Origin of the sequence: Psychrobacter sp. AOP3-A1-26, from assembly GCF_052378235.1 — a bacterium.
Lineage (GTDB): Bacteria > Pseudomonadota > Gammaproteobacteria > Pseudomonadales > Moraxellaceae > Psychrobacter.
The window spans coordinates 1-21,782 of the sequence record NZ_JBQSXN010000038.1 but is presented as its reverse complement, the minus strand read 5'-3'; the positions used below and the strand labels follow the sequence as shown (position 1 = coordinate 21,782).

The window sequence follows — 21,782 nt, the reverse complement described above, 5'->3', positions numbered from 1 at the left end:
TGTCAGGCATTTTTGATATAGCCAGTATTTAATATCATGTTAAGACTGGTAGGTAGTGCGACGGTTTTTTTAACTAGCTGCTCAAAGGAACAGGAGTAACCGTGCCATTGTTACAAGTGAATCTCATATTTCCGTTATTTAAGTTGTACTTTGATCTAAATCCTTCAACACCACCAGACTGCTTAGCAATGAGATTATTTTGACAATCTGTGACTTTGCTAGGCAAGTAGGCTTTACCATCTTTACAAACGAAGTCATAGGTTCCTTTCGGCAAGTTATTATCTTGCCAAAATGTATCAGCATCTGAAATTGAAAGCTCCATGCTTAAATTATTTCCTCTGCAGTCTCCCACTAATCTTCCTTGATCATCTTTCAAATATTTTCCACCTCCTTGTAGTGCAGCGTTCATATCGAGACACGCATTAAGAGGTAGAAGGCAGATGGTAATTAAGACAGCTCTAATAGTTTTCATAATGCTGTTCCTTGATTAACCTTGATTAACCTTGAATGACGTAGCGGAAAAACATATTTTTATTATTTTCCATAGCGGTAAAAAAAGGAGTTGAACGCATCAAGACATCATTAAAAGCAGCGACTATAAAGACGCACTACTTATTAGTATAATCTATAGGAACAACTTTACTGCCTTGACAGTTGAACATGGTGTACCAAACCATTTCACCATCTTTATATCTGGGGAAATTATTGTTAAGCTTGAACTGCGCAATGCCACCCGGCTGTTTAGCGATGAGGTTACCCTGACAGTCCGTGACTTTACTAGGTAAGTAGGCTTTGCCGTCTTTGCAGACAAAGTCAGTGGTTCCTTTTGGTAAATTATTAGCTTGCCAAAATCTATCAGCTGCTGACTCAGGATTATGCTTCGTGCTTATGTGACTCCCCTGACAGTCTCCCACTAGACCCTGATCATCTGATAGATATTCTCCACCTGTTAAATAGTCACTATTCCAGTTTTGAAGATTACCGCAGGCGGTGAGAGAGACTAGGCAAACACCTGCTATGATAGTGCTGATGATTCTCATGATATTGCTCCTTAGTTAGCCTTAGATGACGTAGCGATAGCATTAGCATTATCTATATCTACGATAATCATATAAATAGAATAAACTAAGTCGCAGCTAACTATTAAAACTAAGCCTTTAATCGGTTACTACGAGCTACTCATATGAACAGGAGTAACTGTGCCACTTTTACAAGTAAACCTTATATTTCCATTATTCAAATTATATTTTGATCCCAATCCTTCAACGCCACCAGATATCTCGCCAAAATAAATTTGCTCAGCTTTTGGGGATTAAAGAAAAAAGAGGCTTGCCTGTTTTCCAGCTTACCGCAGTTGTACATTTTACTACGGCGTTGCCAGAATCATTTTCTAAATATTTTGTCTGCATTTGCGAGTCGATTAAAAACCTAAAGTAGTTTCATAGGCTGCTAGTCCTGGTGTGCTGGTCATGAGTAATACGAGTTTTATTGATTGCATAATAGAACTCAGTGATATGATTAATACCCAACCACCGCCGCATCGACGATACGTGGGTCAGAAGAACCATAGACTCCATTTGGCGTCATCATAATCGACTGCGTTGAGCCCATGGCTGCTTTGGGGCTGACCTTGTGCCCCATTGATTCAAGTTTTTTAACGGTATCAATATTTAGTGCTTTTTCGACTCGAATCTCATCGGGTTGCCACTGATCATGAATACGCGGTGCGTGTGTCGCTTCAGCGATATTCATATCATGATCGATGACGTTAGAGATCACTTGCGCGACGGTAGTAATAATGCGGCTACCACCGGGGCTACCAGTGACGATATAAGGTTTACTGTCTTTAAATACGATTGTCGGACTCATCGAGGATAACGGTCGTTTATTAGCTTCTACCGCATTTGCCTCACCACCTAATAGTCCATAGCCATTAGGCACGCCAGGCTTGGCAGAGAAATCATCCATTTCATTATTGAGTAAAATACCTGTGCCTTCAGCAACCAGCCCAGTACCGTAAGAAAAGTTCAGCGTATAGGTATTGGCTATCGCATTGCCGTCTTTATCAACGATAGAGAAATGCGTGGTTTGATCGCTTTCATAAGGTAGTGGATTATTTGCATTAATAGTAGACGCTGGCGTGGCTTTTTTTGGATTAATCAACGCGCGCAGTTTATCCGCATAAGCTTGTGAGGTTAAGCCGCTGGCAGGCACATCGATAAAATCAGAATCCCCCAAATACTCCGCTCGATCCGCATAAGCCAACTGCATTGCTTCAGCCATTAAGTGAATCGTTTGCGCGCTGTTTTGACCGTAGTCTTTTAGCGGATAGCCTTCTAAGATATTTAAAATCTGTACGATGTGTATACCGCCAGAAGAGGGTGGTGGCATCGACACAATCTCATAACCACGATACTCCCCTTTGACTGGCTCGCGAGCAATAGCTTCGTAATTGGCTAAGTCTTCTAGGCTCATGCTCCCGCCAGCCTCATTAACCGCTTTTACCAGTTTTTTGGCCGTTTCCCCTTTATAAAACCCATCGGCACCTTTTGCCGCAACAAGCTTAAGTGATTTTGCCAGTTCAGGTTGTTTTAAACGCTCACCGGGTTGATAGGCGCTGCCATCAGCTTTAAAAAATATCTTTTTAGTACTTGGCCATTTTTGCAAACGATCGCTTAGGGCTTCTAGTGACTCGGACAGACCTGCAGTCACTTCTATACCGTCCTCAGCCAGTGCAATGGCTGGTGCCATCACTTGTCCGCGACTCATGGTGCCATGATCTTCTAACGCTTTAAGTAATCCTGCGACTGTCCCCGGAACCCCAATCGCTAAGCCATGATAGCGTGATAAATCACTGACCGCATTGCCTTCTTCATCGAGATACATATCACGCGAGGCGCTACTCGGCGCTTTTTCACGGTAATCGAGTGCCACTGTTTTGCCTTGCTTGGCATCATAAATCATCATAAAACCACCACCGCCGATGTTTCCAGCACGCGGTAAGGTCACTGCTAAGGCAAAGCCAACGGCGACCCCAGCATCAACCGCATTACCACCGTCTTTTAAAATCTTGAGTCCGATATCAGAGGCGAGGGCTTCTTGGGTGGCGACCATGCCATTCTTTGCCCAGACTGGATGATGAATCGCGTCAGCTGAGTAAATGGCTTGATCAGTTTTAGCGTTGTTAGTTGTGGGGGTAAGGACATTACTTGTTGCTGGTGTAACACGCTGAGTTTCAGACAATACGGTAGGATTATCAGTCATAATCGCTAGATTGATAGCACTGGTATTAATCGATGTTGGGTTGATGGTATTTGATTGATTGATTGTGGATTCAGCAGCATGAGCAGATAGCGATACTAAAAACGTACTGCTGATTAACAAGATAGTGGCTTTGATTTTCGATCTATCTTGAAAGTTATCGCGAGAAGTATGAGTGGTATTTTTTGACATTGAGCTTGGCATTATAAGTTCCTTTTTACGCAAGTGATGAAACTGGGTTCGTAGCAGCTAAGCTATAAAAATAAAGAGGTTAAAGTAGTGACTAAATAGTGACTAGCTCTACATTTTATAAGCAAATAGTCTTATTAGGGGCTGTATAGAATTCATCTATTAGGACTGCTGATCGCTAAAATAATTCCAGACTAGGCGTAAATCGAAGGTAATGTCGAGACCTTAGCTAGATTTACAACAACGTCTGGGGCGATTTTAGCATCAGTCCGAAGGAACAGGACTATTTTTTGCCACTTCATAGCCAAAACTATCGCGCTTAGAATAACTAAACTTACTATTTTTGGCGTCGAATTGCCTAAAAAATAGTCTCTGTCAGTTCCTTAGCTGAATTCTATACAGCCCCTAAAAACTCTAAAAAATTTTCTTAAGAAATACGCTCTAATCTTACTAAATTGTAACGCCTTGTGTTATAAGTATACTCAATAATACCCACTTATTATCGACTTTTTATATGTATAAAGGGACTTTTATGTCATTCAACCATAGTGATAATCGCGAACAACAGCGCTACTCTGACATGACTCATCACCAGTTATCTGCCAATAATCATACCGAGCGTTCACATCAGTCGCGCAAATTAATCTCTATCACAGGCTGCGCATTACTGCTTGGTGGTGCGTCTTTTGGGCTGGCAGGCTGTCAATCAAGCCCAACGCTATCATCGTCTGCGGCATCAAAAAGTATGATTGATTTTAATACCGCCGATAGTGTACAAAGCCTAGCGCAAGGCCGCGCATTTAATGCCGATGTAGCAGCCAAATCTGAGCGCTATCAACAATTATTTGATCAAGAAAAATATCCCAATACGGACAATCAAGCCAAGTCACATTTACTTGCTGCTATTCGTCAGCATCTAGCGACAGAGCATGTGGCAGTCGCGCAAGCCAATTATCATGCCGTCCCTTTTATTGATCCAGATAGCATAGATGCAGGCTCTAGTAGTTTACTTAGAACGATTATAGAAGCCTATGCTTATGAGCCTGAAAGCATGGATGAGGGCATGGACTATAATGAGAGCGGCTCGAATGATAATGACGAGAGAGTTAATGATAGCTATGAAGATAGTGATAAACTGACAATAGCGGATGCGGCAACAGCAGTAGGTGACGTGAAAGATGTCAGTGAATACGGCGATTATGATGTCATCGATGCCGATGAAACTGTTGATGATTATCATCGCTACTATGAGGATGGCTATAATCGAGAGGGTTACGATAGAGATGGCGATAATGAATATGGCAATGCAGAGGGCGGTCTTCTCTCAGGAGTCTCAAACCTAAAGCCCAAAAATCTATTAAAAAACTATGAGGCCATACAAATGGCCAAACAGCAGTCAAAAGCTGTAGAAGATAGCCAATCATCAACGCCATCTACTGGCGTCAGCGGTCAAATGCTGAGTATGTTCCATCGCACGCCGGAACAGATAGCCGCGTCAAATGCTTATCAATATCAAAACTTAACGTTTAATAGTGTCAGTCAGTACAAACCCAAACAGCGAAAACTGCAAAGCGTCTATAGCTATGACTATGTGACGCCGACGATTAGCTCATCCGTACAGATACCGTTAGCATTCGATTTTAACCATAGTAGAGTTACGGTAGACCCGTCAGCAATTATGCCTATCGTGGCGCTCGTTAACCCTGAAAACACCCCTTTACCTAACCAAATGGCCTCAAATACCGTCAGTTTTGGCTTGCCTGAAGCTATTACGGCGCAGCTGCCACCAGCAGTGCTGTACGATGCCGCCATTGCTGCTATACAGAGCAGCATGGCAGAGCTAGCGCCTGAGCACTTCAGCGCGGTAGATATTCGTCATGATACCTTTGCCAAAGAAGTCGGCGCGAGCCGTGCTGTAAAGGTGCATTTTGGTAGCAAGCAAAGCGGTGAGATGATTGGCAAAACCCTAAAATACATGACACAGTCGCTACAGGATTATGTCGATGCCAATCCTCAGAAATATCCTGATGGCGCCATGCTAAAAACTGCGCTTGCAAAAGTGCAGCTATACAATAAAGGCTATCAAAGTGCGGATGTGGGCGCGCTATTGCAGCTCATTGAGGCCATTGGTCCGATCTCTTTTAATCAGATGAATTATTATTATTTAGACAGCTCAGATCGCCTGCTTGCCAAGCAGCAGCGGATAAATATCGGCGGCGACTTGATGGGTTCTACGACCAGCGTGCTAAACCAAATACGCTATGATAAAGGTAGCTTTAATAACCATGCGCTAACCCCTTTATTGACCGAGTCCTTTGGCGCAAATGCTAAAGCTGCTATTGATGGCAATGCATGGATTGCAGAGCAACGCCAACAAAAAGACAGACTGCAAGCAGCACGTGATGCGCGCTACGATTATAGTGGGAGCAGTGATGATTACGATGATGATTATATTAGCGATTATGCGGATGATGTGGCAGAGAATGATTATGACGATGACGATGACCAAAAATACTGATAATAGAAAAGCGGTTAAATAGCGCTATTTTATTACGTCTAAGTCAATATTTATTAAGGATAAAAAATGAAAATAGTACATCAAATCATTGCAAGTCGTCTTTCGTCAGTTAGCCTTGCGTCAGTTCTCAATGGCAATCGCCTATTTGCTAGTGTATTGGTAACAGGAGCACTATTATTAACGGGCTGCCAATCTACCAATCCTAGCCAATCCAATGCTATGACTGCCAAGCAAACACCAGTGGCAGCAAAAACAGCACTGGCGACTGCATTAAAAAAACAGCGCCGCCAGTCTTTTAGTTATCATAGTAATCTTGAGATTAGTAACGAGCAGCAGTTTAGTGATATAAATACTAAAATAGGTGCCAAAGAGCCTGTCGCCTCAGATTATATCGATGAATACTGCGAAGACACACATGATCAAGCATATGCCGCCTTACTTGCTCAAGCAGCAGCACAAAATAAAGACATTTTGGCGGTGGATTATGACGCTGAGCGAACGACGCTGAAAGACCGCTATCTTGAGTGCACGAATGCGTATGAGGCATGGGTAGACAGTAAATATGATAGTGATATCACCGTGCCAGCATCTTACCAACAGCTATTTGATAATTACGATGATCGAGCGACAGCGCAAGATGTCAAAAAAGCAAAGCTGCTAGATGCTTATGTGCTAAAGCCACTGTCTATCAATGCACAAGGCGTTTATCAGCCAATGGCTGGCAAGGCGACGATGCTGGCGAGCATTCAGTATCAAGCGCGCAACCATCAAAGCAGCATCAATCAGCCTATGTATATCGATTTTAAAAACGGTAATATGTATCTATGGGCAGATAATTTTGCGATGTTTAATTCAGAACTGTTAGACGATAAGCTCGGTACAAAGTGGCGTAATAAGTGGCTAAAGCTAGCCATTGATGACGGTACTTTACCCAAAGGCTTTGGTAGTGAGTTGATAAAAAGTCATTTTGCGGCGCTAGATGCCACATTTGATGCCGCACCTGTTAGCCAGTTTGATTATGTCGCTCCTACTACGCTAGCCTCGCTTTCTCCTAAGTTACCTGCGCATCAGCTACCAGCCATGCTGGCAAGTAACCAAGTCATTCGCCGTGTACAAAGTGTCGAGAGTTATGAGCAGTTTTATCAAGACTACATGCGCATCGTCTACGAGCGGATTGGTCAGCGATATCCAGAGCTAGTCAAAGAAAGTGAATCTTACGAGCTAGGCGAGACTAATACTGATAAATTTACCAGTAAAGCATTAGTACAGCAAATGTTGGCAATGATAAAAACTGGTATCGATAGTGGCAGTGAGGCAAGAGAGGAAACAACAGCAGAGGCAAAAGTAAGGACGGTAGAAGGTGCAATGCTAGCAAATACAGAGATGCAAGCGCTGTATGGATTTGATAAGCGGGGTCAGCTTAAATGGCAACATCTGCGTCGTGAGCTACCGAGCGAAACTGTCTCTAATAAGAATATGGTCGTAGATGTTTTACAGCAATACTCCGCTATAAGCGCTAAAGACATGGCATTTCCCAACTTACCCAGTAATAGTCAAGTACCAAACGCCAGTAATAGTATCGATATGCGAGAGTATGGCAGCGAGCTGATGCAATATTATCGTGATGGCAATGGTACTGCGATGGGGAAAATGATGTTTAGTGTCATGCCAATGGCTAAAAAGAAGTTTGGTTCGATTGACTGAGCGAAATCTGATTAAACCTTAGTTTAAAAACCTAAAAAGCGCACCGGCTAACCGATGCGCTTTTTTAGATAAACGTCCTATCAATTAAAAAGCAGTGGTCAATTACAAGCCTTGTTGATGGTGCTTACCATGCATTTTACGATTTTTTGTACCATGATGACCTTTTGCTTGTCTTTCTGATTTTAATTGCGCCATTTTTTGACGCTGTTCGGCAGTCAGTACTTGAGATATTGCATGTTGGGTTTGGATACGTTCGATAAAGCGCTGCTTGGTTTTTGCCGCTTGCTGGTCCGCCAAGCGATTGACAGCGGCGTTGTTTAACGTACTGGCACTGGTCAAAGCTTGGATTTGTTTTTGCGTTTGCGCACGTTCTGCTTGATATTTCGTGCGATCACTTTTGTGACCACTATATTTTTCTTTCATGATAGCTTTGATTTGCGCTTGCTGCTCGGCTGTCAAATCCAGCTGTGCCATTGGCCCTCTCATACCGCCTTTGTTCATGGCGTTTTTCATGCCATCTTTATGGTGCTGCATTTTGCTGGTCGTTGGTGCAGTGTCGGTGGTGGCATTAACACTGGTACAAGCTGTAACCGTTAATATGCTAGACATTGCTAATACTGAGCCTATTAATAATTTTTTCATCATCATTACCTTAATTTATAGTGCATACGTTATTGGTTGCGAAAAAGTCAGTTTTTATCTGATAAGCCTATCAATGATAAGTGTCCCGAATAGCTACTATTCATCACTACTTGCCATCAGGATTGGTTGCTGATAGCCGCTATCATACGTCAGTTAGAAGTTACGAACATTTATGAAGTATTAAGAAAGGTAACGTTTATAGCGCATTGATAGGCGCTTGCCTGATAATATAGGCAGTGCTAAATAGAGTCGATAGGTTAGTAGCACACGTATCGGCTTTAAAGTGAATCAACTATATGAGTAATAATAAGAGTGAGTTACAAGAGGATGGACATGCCAAATATTTTATTGGGTGACGATGACGAAGAGTTGACTCAATTATTGCAAGAGTATTTGCATAATCACGGTATTCGCTGTGATTGTGTTCATGATGGTGAAGCCGTCATAGAGCGACTGAAAACAGCGCTGCATGACGATTTGCCTTATGATTTATTGGTGCTTGATATTATGATGCCAAAGATAGATGGGCTCAGCGTGCTACGTCAGCTGCCAGCTATTAGTGATATTCCTGTCATTATGCTGACCGCAAAAGGGGAGGAGATTGATCGCATTATCGGACTGGAGCTGGGTGCGGATGATTATATTACCAAACCCTGTAATCCTCGAGAATTGCTGGCACGTATCAATGCCGTTATCAAACGTAGCCGCACTATAGCATCTGGTGTCGCCACATCAGAGCACGCTGTGCTACCAGACAGTCGGTTGCATCTGGATCAAAACCAGCGGCTTTGTCAAATAGATGGTACAGAGCTACAAGTTACTGGCACAGAGTTTGATTTACTCGTCGCTTTATTAAAACAAAAAGGCGAGGTGGTGAGTAAAGCGTGGTTATCAAAACATGTCTTGCAACGTGAATTACAACCATTCGACCGTAGCCTCGATGTCCATGTCTCGCGCCTACGTAAAAAACTCCAGCCTTTTCATGATGAGCCAATCAAGGCGATTCGTGGCAAAGGTTATCAGTTGGTACTTTAATGACAGACGCGACTAAGATGGCAAGTTCAGCGATAAAAAAATCGAAATTTCGCATACATATGACACTATTTTGGCGACTCTTTTTGAGCTTGCTATCGATGATTCTTATCACTTCTGTATTGTCTATTTTGGTTGAGCGCTGGCTTAATGAGCAAGAGCTGGCGACACGCATGGACTCGCAAATTGAAAAGCTATTGACGCAGCGTGAGCGATTGGTGACATCTTTACAAGCAGGTGATTTATCTACCGTTAAGCAAATTTATAGCGAAGATCGTAGGCTCATGAGCCAAATAAGGATATATGACCAGCAAGGCGCTATCATGTTTCCTAGATATCGGATGCGGCAAAGCCGTCGAGAGCCAGGTCAGACAACAGATTCACAGAGTTCTGTGTCGTCAGACAATGGTAGTTTGAATGGTAGTTCTGACAATAAAGAGCGTCGCGATAGCAACCCTCATGGCCGTTACAGCTTAAATGATGATAAATTAAAGGGTAATAATCCGGTCGATAGACCTTTTAGTCTCAATGATATATTACGACCGCTACCTCCTCATAAAGCCATTGCTGATACGGATAGCCGACCTGAGTTGGCCGAGATTACAGTGGTTATGCCGAATGATGAAAGCGTTATCATCCAGATGCGTCCGCATCTATTGTTTAAAGATGTCTTAGAGCTACAGCGTGGTAACTTCATGCTACGCCTGTTATTGATTGTCCTTTTCAGTATTTTGGTATGCTTTTGGCTCAGTCGTACGCTGACGCGGCGTATCGGTAGGGTACAAGATACGGTACACCATATGATTGATGGTAATTATGAGGCCAATCCACAATTATTAACATTGGGCTCTGATGAGCTGGGGTTGCTTGCAAAAGACGTGGCGCAACTATCAACCCGATTGGCTGATAGTGAGCTGGCTCGCAGACAGATGCTAAGCGATATCTCCCATGAGCTGCGCTCACCACTTGCGCGTCTTGACGTGGCGACTGAGCTGACTCGAGACTTTGCCCCTAATGCCAATCACTATCTAGACCGTATCGATAAAGAATCTACACGAATGAACGAGCTGATTGAACAAATCATTCATATCCAATCGCTACAGATGCAGCAATATACCATCTATAATATAGAAGATGAAGCAGTTGATATTTCTGACATTATCAGCGAGATTGGTAAAGATGTTTGTTTTGAGTTCCAACATAAAAATGTGCGCTGGCAATGGCAGCCAAGCAATAGTTGGTTGAGAGATTCTTGCACCGTAAGGGGTAATCAAGAACAATTATATAGCGCTCTTGAAAATGTTATTCGTAATGCCTTTATGCACACATCAACAAGCTCCGCCGTCGCTGCTGAAATGATAAAAACACAGGTAGGTAATAAAATACCTGCTATACAAGTGAGCATCATAGACGAGGGCGGCGGTATCGCAGAAAAAGACTTAGCGCGTATTTTTCAACCTTTTGTCCGGCTTGATACGGCTCGTCACCGCGAAACAGGTGGATATGGCTTGGGCTTAGCCATCGTTCATGCGGTGGTTATGGCGCATAACGGCCAAATCAGTGTTTATAATCGTAAAGATAATATTCAAGGTTTGGTCGTTGAAATAATACTGCCTGTTGAATAGCTTCGCTAAAGGTTGGTTTAAATATTACTTAATTTGTACCAGTCCCGCTTTATAGCGTTGTGTATCCATTTTATTCAGGATCGACTATAGACAATCTATTTTTGTAATGTATTCAAGTAATATGTAGTAGTAACCTTACATTTATATCTCAGAAAAATAGCACGAATTTCTGAGATATCTACAAGGTAGAGTATATCTCCACCTATTATATTCATTTTTTGTTATATATATAAGATAAGCGGTAGTAAATAGTCGATGAACAGTATTGATACTCTCTATATATTCGTTAATAATCATATATAGAGAGTGATAATGACTATACAATATAAAACCTACCTGCTGCTTAAGTTCTAATAGCAGTTACATTTCAGCATAAAACAAATATTTTTGTAAAGTTATAAGTGTTTTATTTGATCCTTTTTACTCTCTGCAATACGGAAGTTAATTTTCTCATAAGTTGGTCAGGGAGTACACGTTATGAATCGCAATTATAAAGTGATCTGGAATGCGTCTTTAAACTGCTTTATGGCAGTTGCTGAATACGCAAAAGCGCGTGGTAAGTCGTCAAAGTCTAGCGTGAGTTCAAACGCTACCATCAATACTACATCCAATCTTTCATCTACCAGTATTTTCCGTATAACTACTCTTGGATTAGGGTTAGTTGCGTTCGGGTTTAGTCTGCAGGCGACTGCTGTGCCTTGCGACGGTAGTGCAGAAGTAGAGTGTGGAACTAATGCTACAGCAAGTGCTCTTCATGGTATTGCTATAGGTAAGAATGCCACAGTTTTAGGTAGTCAAGGGATAGCGATTGGTGGGGGGTCAAGTGGTCAGAACACAACAGCAGCGGGTGAGCAATCTATCGCCATAGGTGCGAACGTTGTTTCATCAGGTGCATCCTCTATCGGCATTGGTGGTGATGATTTAGACGCCGCCTCTAAAACCAATTTCGATGGCACCATATCTACAGGTCCACTAAATAGTGGTGACGTCAATACGACTTTTAATGAATATGCTGGTCGAGATTTATTAGAGTTGAGTGATAGGTATGGTGGACATACTGAAGCGAGTGGAGCGGCCTCTATTGCCATGGGTGCCAAAGCGCGGTCTGCTGGTAACTTAGCAACTGCTATAGGCATTCATTCGAGCGCATCCGGCATCGCTTCATCAGCGTTTGGTGTGGCATCATCAGCCACCGAAAAAGGCGCATTAGCATTGGGCGCGGGTGCACAAGCGTTAGTACAGGATGGCGTAGCGTTAGGTTCAAGATCAGCAGCTAATGTTGCGGGCGGCATAGTAGGCTTTGCGCCAACAAATGCAAGCACAGCAGAACGAAATGCTATTACAGCAACCAACAGCACTACTCTTGGTGCCGTTTCTGTGGGCAGTGCAAAAGACGGTACTCGTCAGATTGTCAATCTAGCAGCCGGTACCAACGACAGTGATGCGGTGAACGTGGCTCAACTAAAAGGCGTATCTAACGCTATCGTCACTAACAAAACGCACTTCTATGGTGTCAATAGCACCGATTCAACCCGTGGCAATTATAACAATGACGGTGCGACTGGCGTTGATGCAATGGCGGCTGGAATAGATGCTAAAGCAGCTGGAGATCGCTCTGTTGCTATGGGTACTGGTGCTTCTGCTATGAGTTCTGAATCAACCGCATTAGGCGCTGCATCACAAGCATTTGCAGCTTCTGCTACCGCAGTTGGTTTTGGCGCAAGAGCAGATCAGTACGGTGCAACTGCGATGGGTGTGAACTCTCGTGCACAAGGCCAGTACAGCACTGCTGTTGGTCAAACTGCACAAGCGACAGGTGATAATTCCATTGCCTTGGCTAAAGGCGCTAAGGCTACTAAGAAGAGTGCGACAGCGGTTGGCGTTAATGCTGAAGCTTTAGGCGAGCGTTCAGTGGCTTTAGGTGAAGGTGCGCAAGCTACTACTCTGACAGGCACTGCCATTGGCTCGCGTACGCGTGCTACTGGAATCCAAAGTACCGCAGTTGGTGTTGGTTCTAAGGCAACTAAGCAATGGGCAACGGCTATGGGCTTTGTTTCAGAAGCAAATGGTGTTAGTTCTGTTGCTCTAGGCGATCGAAGTGTGGTGGATGGTAAAGAGTCGATAGCGATTGGTAAAAGCAATACAGTGAGCGGTAAGAATTCAATTGCTGTTGGTACTGGCCATACTATTGGTGGAGACAACTCAGGCGCCTTTGGTGACCCTAACATTGTCAACGGCAATAATAGCTACGCGGTGGGTAACAATAATACTATCGATGCCGACAACTCCTTTGTTCTTGGCAACAACGTCACGATCAACGCCAGTGACAAGCATTCGATCGCTGTTGGCGAGGGTGCGATAATTAATGGCGAAGACAGCATTGCAATTGGTCGGAACGCCTCTGCTGCGGCTGGTACTAGAAACGGTCTAGCAATTGGTGTGAGATCGAAGTCTGGTAACCACGCCGTATCTTTGGGTGACGACGCTACGTCGGGTAACTACGCGGTAGCGCTTGGTAGTAAAGCTAAAACGCAGATTGGCGGTACAGCTATTGGTCAGGCCTCCAGTGCAGTCAGCAATGCCACAGCCTTAGGTCGCGGTGCTATTGCAGGGCAGTCAGGTAATGTGGCTTTGGGGAACCAATCCATTACTGCAGCACAGCACACTGGCGCTTTTGCCATAAATAATCTACCAGTCGCAGGTTTAACTAGTGGCGCTAGGACAGTATCGGTAGGTGCTATTGGTGCTGAGCGACAAATCCAGAACGTGGCACCGGGGGTCGTGGATGCTAATAGCACCGATGCCATTAACGGTAGTCAGTTGTTTGGGACTAACAGCGTGCTTAAAGATTTAGGTGATACTGTTGACGATGGTTTAAACTTCGATGGTGACACAGGTACAACCGTTAACCGCAAGCTTGGTCAAAAGCTCACGGTGAAAGGAGGTGCAACCACGCCATTATCGGACAACAACATCGGTGTGGTGGCGAGCAGTCCTGATACCTTAACCGTCAAACTGGCCAAAAATATTGACTTAGGAAAGACTGGTAGTGTCAAAATGGGTACCAGTGCACCGTTTGGTCTAGGTCCTGTAACTAATGTTAACCGTTTAGGTATGACAACAGGCAATGCGCTGACTAATACTGATGTTAATGGTTTAGGTGTATTCGTCAAAGGTCCATTAGACATTGTTCCTAGTGTTGCCTTAACCAGTAATGGCCTTAACATTATTGGTGGCCCAAGCGTTACTAAATCTGGCATTGATGCAGGTGGTAAGGTAATCAGTAACGTCAAAGACGGTGTTGCACCGAAAGATGGTGTCAATGTTAGTCAGCTAGTAACCAGTGCTGCAGGATCAAGAACGGAAGTAACTAAAGGCACTAATGTGGCCAGTGTAGATAAAACCACAGGCGGCAGTGGTCAAGACGTATATACCGTCAATGCCGACGGCGCCAGTGTATCAGCAGCAAGTTCGGGTGCAGTATCAGTCACACCTAGCACCAAAAACCCCATAACTAACATGACAGACTATGAAGTTGACTTAAGTCAAGCTAGTAAAGACAGCTTAGTGAAAGCTGACAACTCAGTACAGTATGACGACTCGACTCAGACCAGCGTAACGCTAGGTGGAGCAGGAGCAGTAGCACCAGTCGCATTAACCAATGTTGCAGCTGGTGATCTAAGCGCTACTAGTACAGATGCGGTCAATGGCAGTCAGTTGTTTGAAACCAATACTAAAGTTAATAAAGGCTTCGGTATCAAAGCTGCCGATGGTAACACTGTCCAGAAGAACTTGGGTGAAGCGGTTGAGGTTGTGGGTTCTAACAGCAATATCACCACGCAAGTAAACGGTGGCAAAGTTGAAGTTGCGCTCAATAATAATCTAGATTTAGGTGCTAATGGCAGCGTCAAAATGGGTACAAGTGCACCATTTGGTCTAGGTCCTGTGACTACCGTTAACCGTTTAGGTATGACAACAGGCAATATTGCAGGAAGTACTTCGGTTACTGGTTTAGGAGTGGTTGTAAATGGTCCATTCGGTATTCCTAGTACGACGTTAACTACTAATGGTCTGAACATTATTGGTGGCCCAAGCGTTACTAAAACAGGTATCGACGCTGGTAATAAAAAGATTACTCGGGTTGATGCTGGTACGGCTGGTACCGATGCGGTGAACGTCGATCAATTGGGCGCCGCCATCTCAAGCAACAAAACCAAGTACTACAGCGTCAACTCAACAGGCGGTACCAACGATCTAAACGAAGGTGCCACTGGACAAAACGCCATGGCCATGGGCCGCAACTCAGTCGCTACTGGCAGTCAAGCCATCTCGATTGGTAGCAGTGCAGGCGGTCAAAAAACCACTGCCAGTGGAGAGCAGTCTATCGCCATGGGTGCCAACACAGTGTCTAAAGGCGCATCGTCTATCGCCATTGGTGGTGATGACCTAGACGCGGCCTCTAAAGCCAATCTCACAGGGGCTTCTAGCACAGCCGTCAATGGTGGTAGTGTCAACACTACCTTCAAAGCTTATACCGGTCGTGATCTTGTTGAGACCCCGCCGTATCAAGTGAATACTGCATCAGATGGTACCGCCTCCATAGCTATGGGTGCCAAAGCATTGTCTAAAGGCGCGTTGTCTACCGCCATTGGTATACAATCCTCTTCAGCGGGTGTCGCATCCTCAGCCTTTGGTGTGGGATCTTCAGCGAGTGAAGAGGGTTCAGTGGCCTTAGGTGCAGGATCGGTGGCTAATGTTGCAGGCGGCGTGGTTGGTTATGTTCCAACAGGCATAAGTGCAGCAGATGCAACCGCCATCACAAATACCCAAAGTGGTGCAAGATATGGCGCTGTTTCAGTAGGAAACGGGGACAAAGGTGGCAATCGTCAGATCGTCAATCTAGCAGCCGGTACTAACGACAGTGATGCAGTGAACGTGGCTCAATTAAAAGGCGGCGTCTCAAGTGTCGTTGATTTGGGCCTCAACTTCGATGGCGACACAGGTACAACCGTCAACCGCAAGCTTGGTCAAAAGCTCACGGTGAAAGGAGGTGCAACCACGCCATTATCGGACAACAACATCGGTGTGGTGGCGAGCAGTCCTGATACCTTAACCGTCAAACTGGCCAAAGACTTAACCGGTCTTGATAGTGTGACGACAGGTGGTACTGTTATGAATAATAGTGGTCTAAGAGTTGGTAATAGCTTAGTCAACCAAAATGGGTTTACCTTCCTAAGTACTGGTAGTCCTAACAATACCGTTAGATTGACGAAGGCGGGTCTCCACAATGGCAACAAGCAAATCACAGGGGTTGGTAGTGCAGGTGATCTCACCGATATAAATAACGTAAACAATGCCGTCAATGTCAGCGACTTAAATGACTTTAGTTCTAATCTTGGCAAAGTTGACGTGGCTGCTGGTACCAACGTTAATAATGTCACACCAATGACGGTTGGTAACCTAACCACTTACACCGTCAATGCCGATGGCGCAAAAGTCTCAGTTGGCTCAGCTTTAACCGTCAGCGATACGAAAGACACGACTACTAATCTCACTGACTATAAAGTGGATTTAAGTGCCGACACTAAAAGCAGCTTGGGCAATGCCGACAGTGCCTTACAATCTGTCGTGACTCAGATTGATGGTACTGCTGTCAAAACCATTAACAAAGCAAACAATACTGCCAACTTTGTCACAGGCGATAATATGGTCTTAAGTGATGATTTATCAGGAGGTATTAAAATTGCGACTGCTCAAGATCTGGTGCTAAACAGTGTTAAAACAGGTAATACTACAGTCAATAATAATGGTATGACTATAGCGGCACCAACTTTAGCCCGTACAGTCGTACTTAACAGCAACGGTCTTAACAACGGTGGTAATAAGATTACTAACGTTAAAGCTGGTGAAGCGGATACGGATGTGGTCAACGTTGGACAGTTAAATCTAGCGAATACTACCATTAATAAAGGCTTAGACTTTGGCGGTGACAGTGGAACCGACGTCAACCGTAAACTCGGTGAAAAGCTGATCGTTAAAGGTGGCGACACTATCAATGCGGATCCAACGACGAAAAACATTAGTGTCACTGCTAATGGCGCTGATACGTTGACTGTCAGACTGGCTAAAGATATTAATCTTGGTAATACAGGTAGCGTGACTACTGGTAATACTCAAGTTAATAATGCTGGTATTACTTTATATAATGGTAGTAATGATCAAGTGGTTCTTACTAATAATGGTCTGAACAATGGCAATAACAAAATCACTAACGTTGCTGTTGGAACATTGAACGCGACTAGTAAGGATGCGGTGAACGGTAGTCAGTTATTCGAGACTAACGAAAAAGTTGCCAAAGGCATCAAGTTTGACCTAAATGGTAATACAAAAACCTACGCGTTAGGTGAAGCCATTCAAGTGGCGACTGATGCCAATATTACCACGACCGCTTTTGGTAACGGTGCAAAGTTTGGTCTAGCTGATACTATTAAAGTCGGTGGCACTAGTACAAATGCGGTATCAATAAATGGTACGGCAGGAACTATCAAAGGCTTGTCTAATACGACCTTTGATGCCGATGCCGTTTATGATGGTGGACAAGCCGCGACCCAAGAGCAGTTATCTGGTCTTCAGAGTGGTATAAACACCACCTTCAATAAAGGTATCTCGTTTGCTGGCGATAGTGGTACAGATGTCAACCGTAAGCTTGGTGACAGAGTCATCGTCAAAGGTGGGGTGAGCGATCCTACAAAACTCACGGACAGTAACATCGGTGTGATTGCTGATGGTACCGATACACTATCAGTCAAGTTAGCCAAAGACCTCACTGGACTGAATAGTGCGAGCTTTGGTAATAATGTCATGATTTCATCCACTGGCTTAAGAGCTGGTGATACCTTAGTCAATCAAAATGGTGTGACGTTTACTAGCGAAGAAAGCCCGAGTAAAACAGTCTTGCTAAGCAGTAATGGCCTAAACAACGGCGGTAATAAAATTACCAATGTTGCAAAAGGTGAAGCAAAAACTGACGCTGTCAACGTTCAACAATTAAACGAAGTCAAGAAAAGTGCCGCTGATGCCAATAAAGGTTGGGATTTAAGTGCACAAGGGGATACAGCCACCACCACTACTGTAAAACCAAGCGCCAAAGTCGACCTAAATAACACAGATGGCAATATTACAGTGTCTAAAACGGCAGACAGTAACGATGTCAGTTTTAATCTAAATAAAGACATTGCCATAGAAAGTGTAAAAACGGGTGTTGTGACGATGAATGGTGACGGTTTAACCATCGCAGGCGGCCCTAAGTTTACCAAAACAAGTATTGATGCTGGTGGTAACAAAGTCACCAATGTTGCTAACGGTATTGTTGCGTTTGAAAGTAAAGACGCAGTGAATGGTGGACAATTACAAGAGGTTATCACTGGTATTCAATCAGATGCCGCTGTACTTGCTTTGGAAATGGGCGCTGGACTTAACTTTAACGCTGATAGTGGTCCTGTTATCAACAAAAAAGCCGGTTCCAATCCACTTAGCCTTAAGGGTGGCAATAACATTACCACTACATCAGAAGGCAGTAGTATTAAGTTCGACTTGAATGGCAACATTAATGTCGATAGCGTGACGACTGGTAACACCACAGTCAGTACTAATGGCATCAGTATCAAGAATGGTCCAAGTATGACCGCCTCTGGTATCTATGCGGGCAACCTTGAAACTGCCCCTAGCATGACTTCAGCAGGTATTAATGCAGCTGGTACTAAGATCACCAATGTTGCTGATGGTATGGCACCTAGAGATGCTGTGAACCTCGCTCAACTAGATGCGGTTGGTAAACGATTGGGTGACAACATGAATCAGCTAGGTTATAAGATTGGCGAAGTTGAAGATGATGCAAACGCAGGTATCTCAGCTGCGATGGCAATGTCTTCACTACCACAAGCTTATATCGCAGGTAAATCGCTGATTGGTGGTGGTATAGGAACGTACAACGGAGAGAGCGCAGTGGCTATCGGTTTCTCTAAACTGTTTGATGACGGTCGTTGGATCATGAAACTAAATGGTACGGCAGATACTCAAGGCAATGTAGGTGCTTCGGTTGGTGCAGGTTTCCATTTTGATTAAAACCGCTGAGTTAAAATAAGCTAAGCATCAACTACGACTGTTAATAATACACAAAAAAGCAAGACATCTAATGTCTTGCTTTTTTATATACAGCTCCTAGAATCGGTACTACAAAAAATGAGATCTAGCAACTGCTAGCAACTGATTGGTACGCCTCATATGTTCAAGCCATTATATATTTAAGTCATTCAGCTTGTTTTTTACCAGAAAGTTGCTAATATGCGGCAATGGGTTTTATTGTGGGTTTCGTGTCAAACACTTCGTTGTGAAGTGGTTTGATATTAATAGGGAAGTTACTAGGGAAAAAAGGTATGACATCAATTAACCATGAAGGTCGCGTACTTCACGAAGGTCTAAGTAAAAAAGTCATGTCTGCTGATCAAGCAGCGGCATTTATCAAACACGATATGAACGTTGGGATGAGTGGTTTTACTGGTGCAGGTTATCCAAAAGCCATACCAGCTGCGCTTGCCAAACACATGGAAGATGCGCATGCTCGCGGTGAGGAGTTTCAGATAGGTTTGCTAACTGGCGCCTCTACTGCGACTGAATGTGATGGCGTATTGGCTGATGCCAAAGGTATTAAATGGCGCACACCATATCAATCAGAGCCTGCACTGCGTAAGCAAATCAACGCTGGCGCCGCGCATTATTTTGATATGCACTTGTCGCATGTGGCTCAGCAAAGCACCATTGGCTTCTATGGCGATATGCATATGGCTGTCGTTGAAGTTGCAGGCATTTTGCCAGATGGTCGCCTCATCCCATCGACCTCTATCGGTACCAGTAATGCATGGTTAGAAAATGCCGACCATATCATTTTAGAGGTGAATGCTCAGCAAAGCCTGATGTTAGAAGGTATGCATGACGTTTATAACGATATTGGTATGCCGCCCAACCGTAAACCTATTCCACTAGTAACTCCGGGTGGCCGTATTGGTGTTCCATACTTGCATTGCGACTTAGATAAAGTTGTGGCGGTTGTCTTAACCGACTCACCAGATCGCAATAGTAAGTTTGCTGATCCAGATGAATGCTCAAACCAAATCGCCAGCCATATCATTAACTTTTTCCATGATGAAGTTAAAAAAGGCCGTCTGCCAGAAAACTTGTTGCCAATTCAGTCTGGTGTGGGTAACGTCGCCAACGCGGTATTGGCCGGTTTGCAGAACAGCCCGTTTGAGAATTTAACAGGCTACACAGAAGTATTGCAGGATGGCATGTTAGACTTAATCATGTCTGGCAAAATGACTATGGCGTCTGCCACTGCACTGTCATTAAGTCCAGATGCATTAGAAATTTTTAATGCCAATCTTGAAGAGCTGCGTGCACGCATCGTTTTACGTCCGCAAGAAATTACTAACCACCCCGAAGTATCACGTCGCTTAGGCGTGCTCGCTATCAATGCTATGATTGAATGTGACCTCTATGGGAACGTCAACTCAACTCACGTCATGGGTACCAACATGATGAATGGCTTGGGCGGTTCAGGTGACTTTGCACGTAATGCTTATACCTCATTCTTTGTATCGCCATCCGTGGCAAAAGATGGTGCCATCTCTTGCATCACGCCAATGGTATCGCACCATGATCATACTGAGCATGATGTGATGGTGATTGTGACTGAGCAAGGTTTGGCTGATTTACGTGGTCTTGCACCGCGTCAACGTGCGCAGGCAATTATCGATAACTGTGCGCATCCTGACTACCGTCCGATGCTACAAGATTATTTTGATCGCGCCTCAGACACTGCTGGCATGCAAACGCCGCATATCCTTAAAGAATCACTATCATGGCATCAACGCTATGTTGAGACTGGCGATATGCGTACCAAAAAAAGCTTAGCTTTGGCGGTTTAAATACTCAATCAAAGGCTTAATGCCAGAATCAGCGACGCCAACACCTTGTGCGACTAAGCGACCTTTTTTATCCAAAACAGAAATTAGGTTAGAGTGATTAATGTCACCATTATCAGCAAATTGATATTTGATATTTAAGGTGTTGGCAAGCATACGCGTACTGGCTTCATCGCTACGAATCAACCGCCAATTATCACCAAGCTCATTGTGCGCGGCAAAGTTTCTCATCACCTCAACGGTATCGCGTTCAGTATCCAATGTTGCTAATAAAAACTCAGTTTGCGCACGAGCTTCTGGTGTCATCTCTTTATACATCTGTTTCATAGATTGCACTAAAATAGGGCAGGTATGCTGGCAGCTGGTATAAGCCATCACCACCACCTGATTTTTACCTTCTAGATTATCAAGCTCAAAAGTATTGCCATTTTGATCTGTCCAATCGCCACCTGCCTGATAGATAGAGTAATCTTGTCCTAGTGCTTCGGCAGGCTCGTGAGAATTCATATCAGCATGGTTCATTTGTTTATGATCCATGTCCTTCATACCGTCATGAGCCGCTGTTGCCTCTTTGGATTCAGAAGTCGCGTCAGCATGGCTGGCTTGTGTAGAAGCTGATTCAGGGTTGCTACAGGCCAATAATCCCATGCATAACCCACCAGCCAAGGTTAGTTTGATAGCATGAGACACATTAGACAATCGGTGAGTCGCCGTATTTTGCACTGTTGTATTTTGAATGGTTTTTATTGTGTTCATTAGACAATCCTTAAAGGCTGTTAAATTCGATTAGGAATAAGATGTAGGGCGCTGTATTAATACTGACTATCTTTA

General features: G+C 44.0%; 11 protein-coding genes. 6 read left to right on the top strand and 5 right to left on the bottom strand.

The window, feature by feature from the left end:
- Window positions 1-73: 73 nt before the first annotated feature.
- From ACT3TU_RS08055 to ggt, 3 genes are all read right to left on the bottom strand, one after another.
- Window positions 74-472, bottom strand: a complete 399-nt coding sequence (locus ACT3TU_RS08055) for a hypothetical protein (protein ID WP_444784249.1) — start codon at window positions 470-472, stop codon at window positions 74-76.
- 136 nt (window positions 473-608) lie between these two features.
- Window positions 609-1,040, bottom strand: coding sequence for a hypothetical protein (locus ACT3TU_RS08050; protein ID WP_444784248.1), 432 nt, complete (start codon window positions 1,038-1,040; stop codon window positions 609-611).
- Window positions 1,041-1,518: 478 nt separating this feature from the next.
- Window positions 1,519-3,465 (bottom strand): gamma-glutamyltransferase, encoded by a 1,947-nt coding sequence (ggt, locus tag ACT3TU_RS08045; protein WP_444784247.1) that lies wholly within the window; start codon window positions 3,463-3,465, stop codon window positions 1,519-1,521.
- A 2,309-nt stretch (window positions 3,466-5,774) separates the two neighbouring features.
- On the opposite strand from ggt, the gene ACT3TU_RS08040 reads away from it, so the two are divergent.
- Together ACT3TU_RS08040 and ACT3TU_RS08035 are read left to right on the top strand one after the other, a co-directional pair.
- Window positions 5,775-5,990 carry a hypothetical protein gene (locus ACT3TU_RS08040; RefSeq protein WP_444784246.1) on the top strand — a complete coding sequence of 72 codons (216 nt, stop codon included), beginning with the start codon at window positions 5,775-5,777 and terminating at the stop codon, window positions 5,988-5,990.
- Between the two features lie 44 nt (window positions 5,991-6,034).
- Window positions 6,035-7,672, top strand: a complete 1,638-nt coding sequence (locus ACT3TU_RS08035) for a hypothetical protein (RefSeq protein WP_444784245.1) — start codon at window positions 6,035-6,037, stop codon at window positions 7,670-7,672.
- Between the two features lie 102 nt (window positions 7,673-7,774).
- Here the strand turns inward: ACT3TU_RS08035 and ACT3TU_RS08030 are convergent, their stop codons facing one another.
- Window positions 7,775-8,281 carry a Spy/CpxP family protein refolding chaperone gene (locus ACT3TU_RS08030; protein ID WP_444784244.1) on the bottom strand — a complete coding sequence of 169 codons (507 nt, stop codon included), beginning with the start codon at window positions 8,279-8,281 and terminating at the stop codon, window positions 7,775-7,777.
- A gap of 366 nt (window positions 8,282-8,647) precedes the next feature.
- Here ACT3TU_RS08030 and ACT3TU_RS08025 point away from each other — a divergent pair, with 366 nt between their 5' ends.
- The 4 genes from ACT3TU_RS08025 to ACT3TU_RS08010 all read left to right on the top strand — a co-directional run bounded on the left by ACT3TU_RS08025 (window position 8,648) and on the right by ACT3TU_RS08010 (window position 20,954).
- Window positions 8,648-9,349 carry a response regulator transcription factor gene (locus tag ACT3TU_RS08025; RefSeq protein WP_192528791.1) on the top strand — a complete coding sequence of 234 codons (702 nt, stop codon included), beginning with the start codon at window positions 8,648-8,650 and terminating at the stop codon, window positions 9,347-9,349.
- Window positions 9,349-10,971, top strand: a complete 1,623-nt coding sequence (locus ACT3TU_RS08020) for a sensor histidine kinase (protein WP_444784243.1) — start codon at window positions 9,349-9,351, stop codon at window positions 10,969-10,971. Before ACT3TU_RS08025 ends, ACT3TU_RS08020 begins: the two co-directional genes overlap by 1 nt.
- A gap of 477 nt (window positions 10,972-11,448) precedes the next feature.
- Window positions 11,449-19,095 carry a YadA-like family protein gene (locus ACT3TU_RS08015; protein ID WP_444784242.1) on the top strand — a complete coding sequence of 2,549 codons (7,647 nt, stop codon included), beginning with the start codon at window positions 11,449-11,451 and terminating at the stop codon, window positions 19,093-19,095.
- A 311-nt stretch (window positions 19,096-19,406) separates the two neighbouring features.
- Window positions 19,407-20,954, top strand: coding sequence for an acetyl-CoA hydrolase/transferase family protein (locus ACT3TU_RS08010; protein WP_192529459.1), 1,548 nt, complete (start codon window positions 19,407-19,409; stop codon window positions 20,952-20,954).
- On the opposite strand, the gene ACT3TU_RS08005 is transcribed toward ACT3TU_RS08010, so the two are convergent.
- Entirely contained in the window at window positions 20,937-21,707 is a 771-nt protein-coding gene (locus ACT3TU_RS08005; RefSeq protein WP_444784241.1) for an SCO family protein, read from the bottom strand. The two genes, ACT3TU_RS08010 and ACT3TU_RS08005, sit on opposite strands and share 18 nt — an antisense overlap.
- Window positions 21,708-21,782: the final 75 nt, after the last annotated feature.

Bases quoted from the DNA above. Each gene is read 5' to 3' on its own strand.
- ACT3TU_RS08055 (WP_444784249.1), bottom strand. From the start codon at position 472: ATGAAAACTATTAGAGCTGTCTTAATTACCATCTGCCTTCTACCTCTT.
- ACT3TU_RS08050 (WP_444784248.1), bottom strand. From the start codon at position 1,040: ATGAGAATCATCAGCACTATCATAGCAGGTGTTTGCCTAGTCTCTCTC.
- ggt (WP_444784247.1), bottom strand. From the start codon at position 3,465: ATGCCAAGCTCAATGTCAAAAAATACCACTCATACTTCTCGCGATAAC.
- ACT3TU_RS08040 (WP_444784246.1), top strand. From the start codon at position 5,775: ATGCTAAAGCTGCTATTGATGGCAATGCATGGATTGCAGAGCAACGCC.
- ACT3TU_RS08035 (WP_444784245.1), top strand. From the start codon at position 6,035: ATGAAAATAGTACATCAAATCATTGCAAGTCGTCTTTCGTCAGTTAGC.
- ACT3TU_RS08030 (WP_444784244.1), bottom strand. From the start codon at position 8,281: ATGTCTAGCATATTAACGGTTACAGCTTGTACCAGTGTTAATGCCACC.
- ACT3TU_RS08025 (WP_192528791.1), top strand. From the start codon at position 8,648: ATGCCAAATATTTTATTGGGTGACGATGACGAAGAGTTGACTCAATTA.
- ACT3TU_RS08020 (WP_444784243.1), top strand. From the start codon at position 9,349: ATGACAGACGCGACTAAGATGGCAAGTTCAGCGATAAAAAAATCGAAA.
- ACT3TU_RS08015 (WP_444784242.1), top strand. From the start codon at position 11,449: ATGAATCGCAATTATAAAGTGATCTGGAATGCGTCTTTAAACTGCTTT.
- ACT3TU_RS08010 (WP_192529459.1), top strand. From the start codon at position 19,407: ATGACATCAATTAACCATGAAGGTCGCGTACTTCACGAAGGTCTAAGT.
- ACT3TU_RS08005 (WP_444784241.1), bottom strand. From the start codon at position 21,707: ATGAACACAATAAAAACCATTCAAAATACAACAGTGCAAAATACGGCG.